Source organism: Halococcus sp. PRR34 (genome assembly GCF_028617175.1).
GTDB lineage: Archaea > Halobacteriota > Halobacteria > Halobacteriales > Halococcaceae > Halococcus > Halococcus salifodinae.
Genome location: NZ_JAQJDA010000036.1, coordinates 1 through 16,867 on the forward strand (window position 1 = coordinate 1; position 16,867 = coordinate 16,867).

The following is a 16,867-nucleotide window of genomic DNA, read 5'->3' on the forward strand; positions in this document are numbered from 1 at the left end:
AAGACTCCTCTTCCGCTTCATCTCAATCGTTCTAACGACTCACCCCGACGCCGTCGGCGGATTCAATAGAGCTGTTTGGATCTGAAGCGTACCGCTTGATGAGCCTGCCCTGTACTACTCCACGAAAGGAGAAGAGGATACCTCGCCACCGATTTGTTCGGATTTGAAATACGTCACGGTCGGATAGCCAGCGTTCGATAGTGCCATCTATTGCTCCAGCTGCCAGAGCAGGTAGTGACAATCGAGGTGGATCGATCTCATCTAATTCTTCCATCTCGTCGGCGTACTTGGATGGAAGCTTCCAGAGATAGATGCAGACAGGCAGTGATATTGTGCTCATGACGAGTTCTGCGAGGGCACGGGTTCGTCGCTGGACCATACGCTTACTTCGACGTACGGTGACAACTTGTATATTGGTGGCCGTATCGGGGTCGTCTCAACTACGGCACCGTAGGACTGAGGATTAGGTGTTTGCGGCTATCCGGCTGAATGGGCGGAGAATTCGTCGGGGAAGCCAGCGGAGAAATCTGGCAGCAGGCTCCAGCCGCCCCCATCGAGACGGGTTCGCACGATATCGGCGTCCTGTTTGTTCTACACGTCCTTTGCTAACCAGAAAGTCGAGGGCTGATTCAGTGCGTGACTCGGTGAGGCCAAGATCAGCAGCAAGTTCTGCGGGCGTTTGTGGCTCGCCGACGGTTCTGAGTCGTTGATAGACGCTGTTCAGCGTCTGCATTCGGAGCATCACTTCATTCGCCTGATCGTCGAGGCCTGAGACGTACTCATGCGTCGTCTGGTGCGGCTCATATCTGACTGTCGTTGCGCCATCGAACACGAACCAACATCCAACAAGGGCCAAGAGACCCCCGACCCACATCCCGCCGAGAACGGCTAGGTATGCGCCAGCAATGACGACAGTTGTCCCGTATACAAGCAGGTTCGTTCCATCGGGCAGATCGTACCTTCCGTCAGCGATATCGTGTCCCACTACCCCACCAACCAAGATAACCAGGGGAATGATGGACTGTAACGTCATTTCAGTGAACACAAGGAGTACAGCGAGGACAGCAACTGTCCCAACACCCTCTCGGAAGTGACTGTTTTCCCAGAGACGAGGATTCCGCTGCGCCATGATTAGTTCCACATCCTAAAGCCACATAAACCATCTAGTTCACAATGATTTGATCGATGCACGCTGGCGTTCCCACTTCCGTGACGGATCACTCTCACGGCCTCCAATGGGGCCGGAGGTCGGTCGGAATGCGTATGGAACTGATCACTCATTGTTGTATCCCCTGATCGATCGTATATCCCTCGTATGTCCGAACGACACGACGAGTAGCAAGCAAAGCCACACCAGCTGCGAGCAGTGCCGTTACACCTGCGCCGATAGCCGGGGCACTTGGCGTCGTTTCGATCGCTCCAGCGAGATCCGTCAGTAGTCCCGGCGCTTGTGCAATCACGTCCGGGAGCCCACTCAGTAGTGCCGTCCCGAGTCCGCCCAGTGCGCGGGGAATCACCGGCACTTGGGCGACGACACCGGGTATGCCGATCGCGAGGAGGCCGATCGTATAGACCAGAAACGCCACGATACTCGGTCTGACCGCCGACCGGTTGCGCGTGATCCGTGATTCCTCGAATTTCGGGTACAGCGTGCCGATGCCCGCCGCGAGGACGCTCGCACCAGCACATAGAATCGCACCGAGCACGGCGAGCGCGGCGATTTCGATCATGCCGAGTGGACTCAGGACTCCAAGCCCTATCGTCGCCACGACCGTTATCGGGACACCCGGTGTGACCCCCGAAAGGACCATTCCAGCGAGATACGTCCGTCCGGACACGCCCGACGTGAGCGTCAGCGGCAATACCGCCCCTTCGTCGCCGAGCGGGTTGAGTGCGAACGCCGCGCCAGTCATCCACGCCCCACAGGCTGCAATATACAGCACCAGCCACTCTGGCACCTGGCCTGCGTTGAGGAGTGGTCCGATCTGGAAGCCGACGAGCAAGAGTGGGTAGGCGGCGTACCAGAGTTTCAGTGGTGCGCGACGTGCTCGCAGCCAGTTTTTCTGCGCGATTCGCAACACCGGCCAGGAGACGACGCCGCCGAACACTCGTTCCGAGAGCGGAGGCGTTCGACTCGTCGTCGTGGGTGCCTCTCCGCCAGCGCTTGTCCCTCGCGCAGACGATCCGTTCGCGCTCGTCGACGTTCCATCGGCGTCATCGTCGCTTGGCTGGACTGGATCAGCATACCAGAGCCGCTCGGCGAGGACGGTCGAGAGTCCAACGAGCAGTGGAACGCCGATCAGGACCGTTCCGATGCCACCCGCGGCGCGGAGGGTATTGGCGCTGACGCTGGGTGCGCCTATGAAGCCGAGATCGACGAGCCAGCCGATCGGTGAAGCTTCGAGCACACCGATTACCGGTGCGAGCGCTGAATTGAGTGAGTTGGAGGAGACGACAGCGAAATACGCGACGAACACGAGAACACCGATGATACTCTTGTATCTGGCGAGGAACGACGATCGGGCGAACGCGAGTTTCACCACAAGTCCGATGGGGTAGCCGAGAGCGAGCCCGCCGATGATGAGCGCGAACACCGCCGCGATGATCGGCACGACACTCACCGGCGCGCTCGCGCCGGTTGCAAATGCAGTGGCGACAGCGAGCGTCGGCAGGGTTGCCACCCCGAGAAACAGAACACATTCGGTGAGGAGGAGACCCGCGACCGCGTCGCGATGTGGGACAGCCGTCAGGATCCCCGCGGAGCGATCGATAGTCCCGCTGCCCTGTACGGTCCGCGACCCCGCCACGAACGCGACGAATAGCATGACGCCGCTGACACCAGCGCGAAGAAGGCTCAGCGGAAGATCGATCGAACCGGTACGTAGCCCCTCGCCGAGTGTGTGCGCGAAGAATGTTACCGCCCCTCCAACCGGAAGGACGAAAAACAGCCCGGCGAAGGCCAGAATTGCGAATTGCCATCTGGAATACTCGCCGAGTGCGCGGCGTTTGCGCCGGAGTTCGGTCTGGGCGATCAATCGAGCGTGCGTCGATGAGGGGAGAGTTCGTGACATCGGTCGATTCACTCCGTTCGACCCGCGGGCTCGGTTTCAGCTCCGCGTTCATCGTAGGCCTCGTCGGTAGTGACGTCGAGAAACACGTCTTCGAGTGTCCCCTCTTCGCCCGTTTCCATGCGCTCTTTCAGTGCGTCGGGCGGACCCTCGGTGACCAACTCCCCATCGTAGAGGATGCCGACCTCGGTGGCGAGTTCTTCGACGACCGGCAGGATGTGCGTCGAGAGGAACACGGTGGTGTCGCCGGCGGCGAGCTCGGCGATGGTTTCTCGCACTGTGCGCGCAGCCCGTGGGTCGAGTCCCGACGTCGGCTCGTCGAGAACGACCACCTCGGGCCGGTGCATCAACGCCTGGATCAGCCCGGTTTTCTGCTTCATGCCCTTCGAGTACGTCGAGATACGGTCGTCGGCGTCAGTGGTCAGGTCGAAGCGGTCGAGAAGCGTACCGATGCGCTCCTCGATCTCTGACGGGTCCATGTCGCGGAGGCCGCCGTGATATTCGAGCTGCTCGCGGGCAGTGAGTTCGTCGTACAGCGGCGGCTCTTCGGGCAGATAGCCGATGTGTGGGACCACTGCCTGCCGGTCGGTGATCGACTCGCCCACGATCTGTGCCGTGCCGCTGGTCGGCGTTATCAGAGTCGTGAGCATCCGTATGGTGGTTGTTTTGCCAGCGCCGTTCGGGCCGAGGAAGCCATAGATCGCGCCACTCGGGATGGCGAGATCGAGGTCGTCGACGGCGGTTGTGCTACCGTACTGTTTCGTGAGTGCGTCCGTACTGATCGAGAGTGCGTCGTTCATTGGTTGTGTCGTATTGGAGTTCATTGCTCGTTGCGTTCGTTTCATTGTGTGTGTTCGTTCAGGTGATCACGACAGCGTGTACTGATCGAAGCAACGGACTGCCCGCCGGTACGTGACCATCGAGACGCCGACGGCGAGGACGGTCGTCAGACCGAGTGAGCCGACCCGAACGACGACGGACGGGACGCCGATCATCGTCGATCCTGGCTCGAACACGACCGGGAGATAGCCGAACACCGCCGGCAGACAAACGAGTCCCAGTAGCCCCAGCAGGTACCCCATTCTAACGAAACCCGCCCGCCCGATTTCCGCATACATCGATGTATTTGTGAACGGAACCGGGGCTGGCACCAGTTCACGGTACGAGACTCGCATTCCAATCGCGACTGCGACGGTGACGCTACAGACGCTGAGTACGGCACCGACGAGTCCCAACACCACTATGTCAAGACTACCCACTGGCGCACCCGCCCGGGTTGCCAGAAGGAGTGGCGCGAGAGTTGTGATCGGCGTACCGATGGCCACTCCGGCGAGAATCGTTCCGCGGACGAACTGTTCGCCCGTGATCGTCGTGAGTGTCATCTGGAGCGACGAATACTCAGTCGGGATCGGGCTCATCCCAAACGCGAATCCGGTACCGGTGGCGAAGAGGAACGCGAACAGTATCGGGGCAAGCAATGCACCACCGGCCACAAGCGCCGGAAAGAGTACGAACAACACGATCAAGGGGAGGTAGCCCACCAACAGGAGGGCCTGTGGGACGCGCCGTTCCTGGAGCCACCGCTTTCGAGCGACTGTCAGCACGGGCCGCGAGACGTGGCCAGCCAACAGTCGCTCCGCGAGTCCATCACCGACGAGCGACCGCGAGCGGTGCAACACTGCGGCACTGACCGGCTCCGTCTCCCAGACACGGGTTGCCAGCACTGTCGTCACGCCCGTCAACACAGGGAGCCCGGTGACGACCAGCGCGAGCGCACCGAGGCCACGGAGCCAACCTACCTGTCCCGCCGGTGACCCCACCAGTCCGAGGTCGACGAACCACGCCGGTGGCATCACGGACGCCAATCGCTCCAGGACGCCACTCGTCACGAGGCCAACGTCGACTGCCGACCAGCCGACGAGGACCAAGAAGAACCCGATAACGACGAAGACGCTCTTGTACCGACGGAACCGTGGCGAGCGAGTCGTGACGAGATCGATGGCGACACTGAGACAGACGCCGACGAGTGCCGTGAGCGCGAACAGACCAGCGACGGCGACGAGGATCGTGAGGGCAGTCGCCGGCGACCCGGTTCCAGCGGCGAAGCCGACGGCCACACTGACCGCAGTAGGGGCGATTCGGAAGGCAGTCCGTCTGGAGACGGCCATCACCACGCCGAGGACGACCGTGCGGGCCGACACCGTCGTTAGGAGATGATCGGTGCTGAGGCGTTCCATGAGGCTCGACGTTTGTTGGACGAATCCGACGAGCAACGCGAGAGGACCACCTATTGCGACGAGGTATAGCGTTTCGAGCGGGAGCGTCGCCTGCCCGTCTCGAATCAGCGTTCCAAAGGTGTACGCACCGATACCGCTGCCGACTGCGAGCACGACGACGACAACGGCGATGAGCGCCCGGAGGGTTGACGAACGCCCGAGTTGCCGTCGGCTCCGCGTGGTCTCGACTCGTGCAATCTGCACCCCGTATCGGAGTCCCCCACTGAGATTCATAATGTGTCCATTTGGGCTTTCGATGGTTGACGACGGGCTGTTAGACTCGCACCGAAGCGCTGATGGATCGTTTCGCGCAGTTCCGTCGCTTCCTCAGCATCGATGTCGATCGCGCGGGCACTTCCACCGAGGAGCGAAAGCGGCCCCGATCCAGCAGAATCCACGACAACTGTTGCAAGCCCGAGACGTCGCTGGAAGATCGACCGCCGGTGAATCACCGTCTGGATCCGGTAGTAGGGAACGATCTCGATGCCTCGATTCCAGAACCCGTTCCGCGTCAGAACGTGATCGTCACCGATAGCATATCCACGATTGCGCCATTTGAGATGGGCAATGACCGGAACGAGGGGCACCAAGAAGAGTGGGGCGTACCAGTAGTCGAGAACGGACAGCTCCGGCATGACCATCTCGATGCCAGCAATAGTCGTCCCTGCTCCAGCCAGCGTCTCGAGCGCGATCAACGCGCCAGTGAGGAACAGAATGAACAACACGTACCGGCCAGCGTAGCGTCGTCGCGCCCGCTTGGGTGGCCGTGTGAATGTGAGGTCCTCGAAATCGAATCCCTCGATGGAGCGAGCAAATCGAAAGACCGATTCACGATCTGTCAGCGGAATCGCCGAGGGAGTACCTTGGGTAACCTCCTGAGCTGCATACCCTGCGGTGATCGTGTCAAGACCGGCGTACCCAAATCGACGTTCGAGAACGTTTTCGTGGATCAGCAGTGTCTGAATTTTGCCGAGCGGGATGGAGCCGCTGTAGCGCTGGAGTAGCCCACGCTCGTAGCGCAGTTCGTCGCCAGCATCAGTCAGCTGAAAATCATAGTAGCGCGCGAACGTCGCCACGGGACCTGCAACTACTGTTCCGACGACAACAACAAGGACTGCGAGACCGGGGTTGCGTCCGATAACAGCAGCCAGCGTTCCTGAGAGTAACTCTGTGCCCGCAATCACTCCGAGAGTGATCGGGAGCAGTGGACGGAGGTTGAGTCGGACGGCGCTCACGAGCAGGAGATCGCGCAACGGAAGGTCAAATAGCACTCCTTCAGATCCACCTGAAGTTCCGCCTTCGGATGCATCGATTGATTGAGCCCCCGATTCTGTCGTTTGGATTCCAGCTGAATCGGCGGACAACTTCCCGGTGTTTGAGTCGCTCTCCTGTTTCAGCCGCTGTATCTCATTTTGGAGACGGCGTGCTTCAGCATCAGCCACGTATTTCAGACTGACCTCGGTCTCACCGCCGCCCGCAGTTTCGAGATCGATTGCTGCGACGCCGACCAGCCGTGCGAGTGGGCCTTGGCTGATATCGAGCGTCTGGACCCGTCGCACTGGCACGTTGCGCTCGCGCCGCGAAACGATTCCTGACGCGACATCGAGCGTGTCCGAGGTCAGCGCGTACTCGAAGCGAAGGTGACGGAGAATTTCTAACAGGGTATACATGACAAAGAGGCCAACAACGCCGGCGAGAGCGCCGAGCAGTTTTGCATCTCCACTACTAGTGAATCCAATACCAGCCATCATTAGCAGTTGGAACCAATCAACCTGTGAGATTGCACGTAGTGGAACCGAAAGTGGATGGAGCTTCATGATAGCGCTCTATACAGCATCATCGTGCTCGCTCTCGATGGCCAGGTCACGAAGCTGCTCACGGATCATCCGCGCATGATCCGGCGCGAGGCCAGGAATCGTCACATCGGCACCACGCGTCCCTGCCGTATAGACCACGACGCTCGAGAGTCCCACAAGTCGTTCGATAGGACCGCGTTGGGTGTCGACGTTCTGGATACGCACGAACGGTACGACCGAATCAACGCGGGTGACGACACCACGTTCCAAGTAGACCGCGTCGTCCTGGATCTCGAAACGCCAGATCCGGTAGCGCAAGAGCATGTAGAGTCCACCGAGAACGGCGAGCACTACCGCAGCCGCCGGTCCTACCCAGCTATCGACCGGGAGGACGAACCGGCTGAGTGCCCACGTCCCGCCAAACCCGACGATCAGAGCACCGAGAATCGCCAGCACAAGCCAGACGACCCGAACACGCGGACTAAGCGACTCCATTGATTCGTTCGGATCGCCTTCGCTGGAATCACTCGTCATTGGTTTCGAAGTCAGTACAATCGTGCGTGTTGCTGTCCGTGTGACACTTCGACGACTGGAGGGAGTGATCGAGCAACTTTCGCATGGTCAAGACGAGGCGTCTCGTCAGGTCGGAGGGGTCGATCGCGTACATCGTGGAGGTTGTGAGGGTGTGGATTAGTGGTTTGGTGGTCGGTGGTCGGTCTGGATCGACTGAACTGTTGTGTGAGGGCAGCAGACCGGAACGGACGGTCGATGAATCGATGGGATCGAACGATCAGATCACCCATCCGTTCAAGAGATTGTAGAGATTGAAGAGGACGAACACTCCGATAGGAACCCCAACAGCGATTGTCGCCCCACGAAGAGAGAGATCGCGTGCGTGCATCGTCGCATGCGCCCATATAACGGCCTGCCAGATCGTAAGCAGGATGACGATCAGACTGGCAATTCGAACTGCGGGCTCGCTTTGAATCGCCATCTGAAAGTTCGTCAGGGCCTCCGCGAATTGGGTGGCAGTCTCCTGGTTGAAATTCTGTGGGAGATCGGGAACCGCAACGTTTTGCAGCGCGATGAACTGTCCGATGCCGGAGACGATTCCCGCGATGATTGCGGGAACGAACCCCCAACCGTTCAGTTTGAGCGTATCGCCGAGCGAACCGCTCCCGCCGACCGCGATCGAGAAGAGATAGAACACGATGGCGAACACGATCCAGGCCACAAACTGTCCGAAGAACGCGAAGATGATGCTTCCCGCCTGTCCGAATACAGCGAGTGGGGGTGCGCCAGCAGCTAAGAACTCACGATAGCTGAGCAGCGGGGCGATGATCGCGGCGACCGCCGCGAGGAAGACCACGCCGAGTGGTCGGAGCAGACCAGGGTTTTCGGCTCGATGATTGAACGATTCGTTCGGGTCGGTGAGTACGTTGGTGATCGACATTGTATTTTTCGTCGGTGATATTTCGTTCGTACAGTACTATTCTCGTATTGAATCGATACGTCTCGCTAGAGATCGGTCGTGTTGAATCGGTAGTAGCCCAGCACGAGTGGGATGATGATCCACGCTGCGAGGGTCACGAATCCGAACGAAGGGGCGAGATAGAACGGCACACTACCACCGCTAGCGAGTGAACCGCTCGCGAGATCGGGAATCAACACACCGAGAACGTTTGAATACGCGGTCGTCGGATCGAGTTGGACGAAAAATTGCGCCCACTCGGGCTGGACCGACATATCTAACGAGAGTGGCGTGTACTCGTTGAGGACAAACCGTACGAGCACCGGGATAAGTCCCCAAACCGAGAAGATGAACAGCACGGTAATGACGCCAGCCCCCGCAAGCGAGAGTGTCGAAGATTTCGTCGCTGCCGAGAAACTGACCGCGAGCGCGACGAACGCCAGCGCAAGCAGCAGCGTCGCCAGCACGAACAAGGCGTAGTTGACAACTGAGAGTGAGCCGGCCAACACGACGACGACGCCCGCAGCGATCAAGAAGCCGACGACTGCCGAGACGAAGACGACCCCTGTCCGACCGAGTACCTTGCCCAGTACCACATCACGGCGGGTGTGGGGCAGTGAGAGCAGGAGGGCGATGCTCCCGCTTTCGCGTTCAGCGACAATTGCCTTGTAGCCAACTATTACCCCAATCAGTGGGATGAAAAACGCGGTGAGTCCCGAGAGGAAGTCGATGATCGACAACGAGGAGACCGCGCCCCCACCGCCACCACCGATCGAACCGATCGCAATGTAGATGTATGCCGCCCCCGCCGCGAAAACGACGAACACCGCAGTTAATCCGAGCAGCAACCACGACCGAATCCCATCTTGGAAGTCTTTCCGCGCGACCGTGAGCGTACTCACGTCTTGACCTCCGTGATCTCGTCAGTGGTTCGATCCGTATTTTCGCCGGAGCGAGCCGTCTCATCTCCCGATCGTCCAGTCCCAACGTTCGATTGAGGAGAGTTGTCGTTGGTATAGGAGGCAAACAACTCTTCGAGCGAGGCGTCCTCGGTCGAGAAGTCCTCGACGGTCGCGCCGGCGTCCTCGATCGTCCCCAGGACTGTGGTCTTCGAGGAGTCCTCACACGACACCCTGATCGTGGTGCCCTCGGCGCTCGCGTCCGACACCGCCGGGAGCGAGCGCACCTCCTCCAACACCCCGTCGGGCACCCGGTCGACCTTGACGACGAGGGTCGCCTCGGCGCTGGTGGCGTCGCGCAGCCCCTCGACGGTGTCCTCGGCGACGAGCTCGCCGCCACGGAGAATGCCCACGCGATCGCAGATCGCGTCGACCTGGCCGAGGATGTGACTCGAAAAGAACACCGTCGCGCCGCGGTCGCGCTCGGCTCGGATGATCTCGCGCATCTCGCGCGCGCCGTTGGGATCCAATCCCGTCGAGGGCTCGTCGAGGATCAGCAGATCTGGCTGGCCGACGAGCGCCATTCCGAGGACGAGGCGCTGGGCCATCCCCTTCGAGTAGCCGCCGGCCTTCCGGTCGATCGCGTCGGCGATCCCCACGCGCGCGGCGATCTCGTTCGGATCGTCGTCGCTGCCCTTCGAGTCGATAGCGAACTGGAGGTGCTGGCGGCCGGTCAACCGGTCGTACACGTCGAACCCCTCGGGGAGGACGCCGACGCGCTCGCGGATCCGCTGGCTCTCGGCCTCGGCGTCATGGCCGAGCACCCGCGCGGTGCCGCCGGTCGGCCGGATGAAATCCAGCAGGAGGTTGATCGTGGTCGACTTCCCCGCACCGTTCGGTCCAAGAAAGCCGTAAATCTCCCCCTCGTGGACATCGAGATCACAGTTTTCGAGCGCGGTAACGTCACCGAATCGCTTCGTGACGTTTTCGAGTTCGATGGCCGCCATGATTATACACGAGCCACCGGATTTTGCGGAGGCTGCTGTGATCCTTTCCACCGCTTCCGAGTACAGTGTCGCTGTCTGGTCCGTTGTCGAAGCAGACGGAAGGAGCTCAGATCGCTCATGTCCACCTATCGTGGTTTTGGAGCTTAACCGGCCGCGTGTGTCCGTTCTGGAACATACAATTGGCAGAACGAACCAGGTGAGGATAAAGAGCCTATCCAGTTTTCAGGCTCAGAAAAACGGCGGAGTTGCTAATATACGTCCCGGCGTATCCCCGTACTGAGCACCCGATCGTTGCACAACGGGTGTTCAATACCGGGACCCGTTGCGTGGCATCACCCCTGGCATCCTCCCGGTACTTTCTAGCGCGAATGAGCGAAGACGAACCGTTCTATATCCGTTGATCATCTGCTGTCTTACTGAGGTAGGGTGGACTGAGTCCCGTTTCATCGTCGTGTAACTGCACGTACGCACGCGCCATGATCGCCAGTATCGCGATCTGAACGATCGCGCTCTCGATAAGAACGAGAATCTGAGCGGGAAGTGGCGGCAGAAATTCAGATAGTCCGACTGAAAGGATCATATGAGGGATCAACAAGACGAACGCAAGCGCAAGCAGGCGTATTCGGTTGTGCCGAGTCAGTCGCCAGCTCCCGATAATTGCTCCGATCACGTTCTTGTCTCGGACAGCCACCTCCTGTCCGACAAAGATCAGATTCACGCCAAGAAACGCTCCAGGGATGAAGAGAACGAGACAGGCACCGACGAGGAGTGCTCGTCCCGGCCACGTACTGATCAGATAGAGCAGTGTCGATTGATCAGCCAACCTAAATAGCCCCCAACCAGCGAGCACGAACAGGCCGATTGTGAGTCCACTCACCACGATTGAAACGATCCAACTTCCTAGGAAACTATTGACCGATGCCCAGCCGAGACGATGGAAAACGAACTCTTCGGGTATATGGTCGGTGAACTGACTCACGAGCGCACGACTCGCCACGACCAATACAGGGATCGTTAGAAAGCCGCCCGTGAATGACGCAATCAAAACGGCCTGCAACGAGATAAGCGGCGGGAGTTGAGTCCCAGGACTCGGCATCTGTCCGCCCGCCGCTGGCGCAGCGAAACTATCGAGCGGAAGTGCGGTCGTTGAGACCATCAAGACGAGTCCTCCTTGAAGCAGACTGATGAGAAGATATGTGCCGATCAAGATCCAACCGTTGCGGCGAAACGCACGGGGGATCCCATCGGCGAGCGCGCTGCGAACGCGGAGACTCATAGCGTCGATGTTGTGGAGGCCGCACTTAGTCAGTCTGGTATCGATGAGTACAACCAGCTCACAGGCAGACCAAAGTCAGAGCTAGCAGAACTCAGACATGGGGCGGTTTTCTGGCCCGGAAAATCGCATGGGTCTTTTAACCCCCTCTCGATCCACCAAGAAACGTGAGTGAGGACTGTCCGACGAACGAGGTGTTCGCACTCCTCGATGACGAATACGCTCGGACGATCCTCACCGCAACGAGTACACAACCGATGTCCGCGAAAGCCCTCAGCGAGGAATGTGATGCGTCTCTGCCCACCGTCTACCGGCGGGCCGAACGTCTCGCCGAGTGTGGTCTCATCGAAGAAGGAACACGACTCGCCGACGACGGACACCACTACAGCGTGTATGAGGCACGGCTGGACCAACTCACTGTTGACCTCGAAGAGGGCGAATTACAGATCACCGTCGAAGAGAAATCGACCGAAGACATCGCCGACCGCTTCACCGACATGTGGGAGGACATCTAATGCTTCAGTTACCACTCCAATTCGACTCCGTACAGGGGTACGCCGGCTATCTGATCCTTTTGGCGGTCACGCTCGGAGCGATGATGCTGGGGTTGTTCATCGCGTTCCAGGCCTACCGAGGGTATCGACGCAATCGAAGTCGGCGGATGCTGTTCCTCGCGCTTGGACTCGGGTTTCTTACCGTCGTTCCGTTTGCACTATCACTGGTTGCCACCTTCGTCGGGCAGCGCCTTGGCTTCGGGCCGCGTGTCTATACGTACTGGCTGCCGATCACAACACGGCTCGTCGAGATCTGCGGGCTCGGTTGCATCCTCTACTCGCTCAATATCCGACAGTGACTCACTGTATCGCCCAATCACTGACCGCTGTCGGTTTACCCTGAACCACAAACGACAGCGATCGATATCACAGACCTGACAAAGCGCTTCGAAACCACAGTTGCATATGAGGCAGTACGCGTGTAACAGAACCCAGTCCACGTCTCACGTACCGGACAACCACTCACTATCTCCGAGAAAGAGCACGAGCAACAACAACAGAACAGCCCCTAATAGGAGTGCGAGCGCAGCAATCGGAATCGCTGGCAACTGGACGCTGTCCACCACCAGTGTGACCGTTCCAGCTGCGAGCCCGACTCCGAGACTCCCCACGAAATGGATCATCGTCACTGGATACGTCCGCGCGCTCCGCCCGACGTCGTTTCCAAGCGTAATCGCGTGCTCAGCCACATCCCACGTGACGATCGTCAGGCCAACACCGAGTAACAGTTGCACTCGACCCGGATCCGAGATCCACGCCAAGAAGATGAGACTACAACTGAAAAGCACGATCCCGAACCCGACGAGAGAGCCCGCCCACGACTGCCGGAGCGGAAACACACCGAGGACGACACACGCCATCGCGAGCGTTCCACCGAAGAACGCAATCCGCTCGAACAGCCCACCTGGAGACAGTAGACTCAGACCGAGCGCGAGACAAACGAGACTACACCCCACAAATACAAATCCGCCACCGAGCACGCGATGACCGCGACGACGAACGAGACCACTTCCCAACAGCAGGACTGCACCGACCGCTCCCACACCAGCAATCGACACCTGAACGGGCTGACTCGCCAGAACACCGGTTACGCAGGCCGCCGCGACCACGGCAAGTACACTCCCCGCGTACGTCGGCTGTTTCACGATAGACGACGCTTCCATCAGCGCACCCCTCTGTGGTGGCCCACGGGCCAGACCAGTGGCTTCTCGGGCGACCAGTCCGCGACTGGCATATCCCGATTTCGCAGCATCTGGACCCGGTTCGCACGCTCAACCCTCACGAACTCCTCGCTGACGGTCTCGTCCGTCGTCACGTCCGGACTGATAACCGTTACTGAGTACCCGTGCGCGTCCAACTGCTGTGCAGCAGTTTCGCCGAATCCATCGACGAGTGGCGAAAACACTATGACCTCGGTATTTCCCTGTGTCTGTGCGATCAATTCCTGAACCTGCTCCGTCGAAGACACCGTGATGTCGTCGCCGTCGATCGGAACCGGCTGGTCGTACTCATGATCTACTAATAGCTGGTCGATGTGAGCATAGTGTTCCCGGCCCGTGCTTGGTGCCCGCCAGTTGAACTCGGATCCGAAAATGGCGGCACCAACCTGTTCGCTCTGCTGCTCGAGCGTCGAACAAACTTGCTGGGCGGCGGCGACACAGTACGCTACTGCGTGCGGCTCTGTCGATGCTGCGGCTCGAATCGCGCTCTGGCGTGCATCCACGCAGAGCACGACGGCTGTCCGGTGTTCTTCACGGAATTCCATCGTCGTGAGCTCGCCGGTCCGAGCATACCGCTTCCAGTTGATTCGATGCATCGAATCGCCTCGTTGATACGCTCGTATCTGCTGGAATTCGAGCCCCGACTCACCCGCCTCAGCGGGCGTCTGTCCAGCATACTGCCGGGCCTGCCGGTGCAACTGAAACGCCCGGAGGTCGACCATACACTCTAGTTCTTCACGGATGGTCGACTGTTCGCCGGCTGCAACCTCAGTCTCGACACGCGTATTCCCGCTGATATCGTGGGCAATCACCGTCGTCGGGGTGAATCGGTGACTTCCGTGCTTCGCAGCGACCGTATACTGAAATGTTGTCGACGCGCCTGGTCGAAGGGTGGCTGTATGCCGCGGCGTGCCATCGGTGACCGTCAGAAGGCTCGGCACACCGTCGATGATCCGGAGGTCGGCAAGCGTCCGTGGCCCAGTGTTCGTTATGGTGACGGTAACTGTCACGGGGTCGCCGTGGTCGGGCGTTTCATCCGTGACTGTTCGTGAGAGTTCGAGATCAACGGTTGGCGGGCCGACGAAGAGTGGATAGCCTGCATACGCGACGCCGAGGATCGACGTCAGGAAAACGATCGGGGCTTCGAGATACAGACCCGCTGTGCTCGTAAAGAGGACGAATGCAAAGGCTACTCGCCAGCGGTGCGTCCGTTCGACCGAGGTCATGGTGAGTGGGTTCTCCGTGACTCGTGGCGCTGTTCGTAGGCAACAATTTCGTGGACGGTTTGACGAGCCCCGTGCCGGAAGGCATGTCCATCGGAGACTCGCGCGTAGAGGCGGACTGATCGAGGGGGCGGTGTTTCCCCGAGAAACCACGCGGCGGTAGCGTTCTCCGTCCAGTCACCACGCTGTACGCGGGCGCTGGCGTCCTCCATTTTGATGCCCGTGTGGCGGTGGGTCATGGTGACAGCAGCGTCTCGGAGCCGTGTCCGAATCGCTTCTTGCTCGTCGTCAGTAACGCGGTATCCGAGGAACGGGTTCCCGGTCAATGGCTCGATCTCTGCGCCCGCATGCGGAATCTCGGGCGTAACTTCAGGCTCGTAGGCATCCGTGTCAGCGTCTTCAGGCTTCGTGCTAGTGTCTTTGGGATCCAAGTACAGTGGGATGGAGAGGAGCGAACCGCTGAAGAGGGCGACGACGAGGAATCCCGTGATGAGGAAGACACCCTCTCGGGGATGACGGAGTATATCGAGTAGCGACGGATCGACGGCGGCAATCCCGGTGATGAGAATAGCAGTAGCGACGAGGATGAATGCTGCCAGCATGATCCAGCGACGGATGCTGGTCCGGGAGAAGTTATCCATCTGTGGCCCCCTGCTGGTCTTCGAGCTTGTCGAGCGCGGCCCGAACGCGTTTCCGGCGAGTGTCTGTTTCGGGGGCGTTCCCGTACTGAATGGCACAGAACGTCGCAGTGATCGTCTCGACGGTGTCAGCTGGAAGGCCTGCATCAACCGCGATCTGCTGCCACTCGGTTGGAGTTCGCGATGACGGTTTCTCGATGTCGTCGACGCGTTGAATCATCGCAATCCAGGCTTCCTGGACTGATTCCGGTTCTGTGTCTGATGGCCAGTCGGCACTCCCGGTTGCTATCAACGAGGACCGGGCGGCTGTTTCAGGAGCTTCGCTCGTTGACTGGAAGACGCGAGGCACAGCAAGATGATGGCGATACTGGTAGAGGAGACCGACGACAGTGAGGAGGACGGCAATCACGATAATCGCAAGGCGATGCTGGTAGATGACTTGGAGGATCATGAATAGAAGTTCGAGGATGGAACCGCCGGAGGATTGGCCGGATGGAGGCTCAAGGGTAATCCCGAAGAAGGCGAGGAATGCGTTGAGGAGCATGTAGAGTAGCGCGAGGAGTGAGATACCAGATGTTGGTGCTGATTTCGGGGGTTGGGGAGCAACTGACGTCGAGATTGAAGGTTCGAGAGTGCTCGTAATGATGGCGAGCAGCGCCATACTGGCAACGATGGCAAGCGCTGAGAGCAGGCGGCCGCGGAAATCAGTGATTCGATGTGACATTGGTGGGTGAGGCGATACCAGACGGGAATGGATAGCAGTATATCGAATGGTTCTGCTTGGTTGGATTAATCTATCGGTACGGTGGGGCATCCCTCAGTTCATCTGATGACGAAGGAGGATTTCACAATATGTTCGCTCTGTTGAATAGAAAATTGCCAAGGGCTAGTGGGATAAGTATCCATAATCCCATGACAATGAAACCGTACCAGTCAACCCAGAAGCTCGCTTCTAATAAGGGGAAAACCGTGATTTCACGGGTTGCAGGGATAACTGCCCTCGTTGCCTGAGCAAATGCTGTTGATGGATTCATGTAGAATAGGGCTATTAGCCAATCTGGGAATGTGTCTGACTGGGATGGGTTCTCAACGAATACGATTGTGAGGACTGCTACAATTGAGTCCCATAGTATTAGAACCACTAAGTAAATCCCCCCTGCACCGATAATCGCCCGCTGTAGCGATCGTGTACTTGCAGAAAACGAAACTGCAATAGAAATACATACTAGCGCATAGAGCATCGAAAGCAGAGTATATACCACAAAGGCAGCGAGCGCAAACGTATCGTATGTGAGTAACGCGATAAGGGCAGCAGCACTGTATCCAAATAGTATCGCAACTGAAACCACAGCAGTTTGGCCGATAATCGCTAGTTGTCCACTTTGGCTCAACAGCCCAATAGCTGATACGTTGTAGGAATGAAGCGGATGAATCAGTGACCT

At 59.0% G+C, this 16,867-nt stretch carries 17 protein-coding genes; 2 read left to right on the forward strand and 15 right to left on the reverse strand.

Going from position 1 to position 16,867, the window contains the following annotated elements; genetic code table 11:
• Positions 1–463: 463 nt before the first annotated feature.
• The 10 genes from PHA81_RS19860 to PHA81_RS19905 form a co-directional block, all read right to left on the reverse strand.
• Complete coding sequence (locus PHA81_RS19860; protein WP_005043746.1) at positions 464–1,129, reverse strand: hypothetical protein; 666 nt, start codon at positions 1,127–1,129, stop codon at positions 464–466.
• Between the two features lie 148 nt (positions 1,130–1,277).
• Positions 1,278–3,071: a hypothetical protein gene (locus PHA81_RS19865; RefSeq protein ID WP_152424494.1), complete on the reverse strand. Its 1,794-nt coding sequence runs from the start codon at positions 3,069–3,071 to the stop codon at positions 1,278–1,280.
• Positions 3,072–3,079: 8 nt separating this feature from the next.
• Complete coding sequence (locus tag PHA81_RS19870; protein WP_005043743.1) at positions 3,080–3,868, reverse strand: ABC transporter ATP-binding protein; 789 nt, start codon at positions 3,866–3,868, stop codon at positions 3,080–3,082.
• A 66-nt stretch (positions 3,869–3,934) separates the two neighbouring features.
• Positions 3,935–5,548, reverse strand: a complete 1,614-nt coding sequence (locus tag PHA81_RS19875; protein ID WP_273838521.1) for a hypothetical protein — start codon at positions 5,546–5,548, stop codon at positions 3,935–3,937.
• 26 nt (positions 5,549–5,574) lie between these two features.
• Positions 5,575–7,014, reverse strand: a complete 1,440-nt coding sequence (locus PHA81_RS19880; protein WP_005043739.1) for a PH domain-containing protein — start codon at positions 7,012–7,014, stop codon at positions 5,575–5,577.
• Positions 7,015–7,170: 156 nt separating this feature from the next.
• Positions 7,171–7,635, reverse strand: a complete 465-nt coding sequence (locus PHA81_RS19885) for a PH domain-containing protein (RefSeq protein ID WP_049910182.1) — start codon at positions 7,633–7,635, stop codon at positions 7,171–7,173.
• A gap of 295 nt (positions 7,636–7,930) precedes the next feature.
• Positions 7,931–8,593: a Yip1 family protein gene (locus PHA81_RS19890; RefSeq protein WP_005043736.1), complete on the reverse strand. Its 663-nt coding sequence runs from the start codon at positions 8,591–8,593 to the stop codon at positions 7,931–7,933.
• A gap of 65 nt (positions 8,594–8,658) precedes the next feature.
• A complete protein-coding gene (locus tag PHA81_RS19895; RefSeq protein ID WP_005043735.1) occupies positions 8,659–9,513 on the reverse strand; it encodes an ABC transporter permease subunit in 855 nt (284 codons plus the stop codon).
• Positions 9,510–10,517, reverse strand: coding sequence for an ABC transporter ATP-binding protein (locus tag PHA81_RS19900; protein WP_005043732.1), 1,008 nt, complete (start codon positions 10,515–10,517; stop codon positions 9,510–9,512). The genes PHA81_RS19895 and PHA81_RS19900 overlap by 4 nt, the downstream gene beginning before the upstream one ends.
• 388 nt (positions 10,518–10,905) lie before the next feature.
• Entirely contained in the window at positions 10,906–11,793 is an 888-nt protein-coding gene (locus PHA81_RS19905) for a hypothetical protein (RefSeq protein ID WP_005043730.1), read from the reverse strand.
• A gap of 164 nt (positions 11,794–11,957) precedes the next feature.
• On the opposite strand from PHA81_RS19905, the gene PHA81_RS19910 reads away from it, so the two are divergent.
• The gene (locus PHA81_RS19910; RefSeq protein WP_005043729.1) at positions 11,958–12,305 is read left to right on the forward strand and encodes a winged helix-turn-helix domain-containing protein; all 348 of its coding nucleotides are present in this window, start codon (positions 11,958–11,960) and stop codon (positions 12,303–12,305) included.
• Entirely contained in the window at positions 12,305–12,643 is a 339-nt protein-coding gene (locus PHA81_RS19915) for a hypothetical protein (RefSeq protein ID WP_005043727.1), read from the forward strand. Before PHA81_RS19910 ends, PHA81_RS19915 begins: the two co-directional genes overlap by 1 nt.
• A 144-nt stretch (positions 12,644–12,787) precedes the next feature.
• Here PHA81_RS19915 and PHA81_RS19920 read toward each other — a convergent pair whose 3' ends face one another.
• From PHA81_RS19920 to PHA81_RS19940, 5 genes are all read right to left on the reverse strand, one after another.
• Positions 12,788–13,507: a hypothetical protein gene (locus PHA81_RS19920; RefSeq protein WP_005043726.1), complete on the reverse strand. Its 720-nt coding sequence runs from the start codon at positions 13,505–13,507 to the stop codon at positions 12,788–12,790.
• Positions 13,507–14,790 (reverse strand): DUF58 domain-containing protein, encoded by a 1,284-nt coding sequence (locus PHA81_RS19925; RefSeq protein WP_005043725.1) that lies wholly within the window; start codon positions 14,788–14,790, stop codon positions 13,507–13,509. Before PHA81_RS19925 ends, PHA81_RS19920 begins: the two co-directional genes overlap by 1 nt.
• On the reverse strand, positions 14,787–15,428 hold the full coding sequence (locus PHA81_RS19930; protein WP_005043724.1) for a hypothetical protein: 642 nt from the start codon (positions 15,426–15,428) through the stop codon (positions 14,787–14,789). Before PHA81_RS19930 ends, PHA81_RS19925 begins: the two co-directional genes overlap by 4 nt.
• Complete coding sequence (locus PHA81_RS19935; protein WP_273838530.1) at positions 15,421–16,149, reverse strand: DUF4129 domain-containing protein; 729 nt, start codon at positions 16,147–16,149, stop codon at positions 15,421–15,423. The genes PHA81_RS19930 and PHA81_RS19935 overlap by 8 nt, the downstream gene beginning before the upstream one ends.
• A gap of 121 nt (positions 16,150–16,270) precedes the next feature.
• The coding region (locus tag PHA81_RS19940; protein WP_273838532.1) for an ABC transporter permease subunit at positions 16,271–16,867 on the reverse strand (597 nt) is incomplete at its 5' end.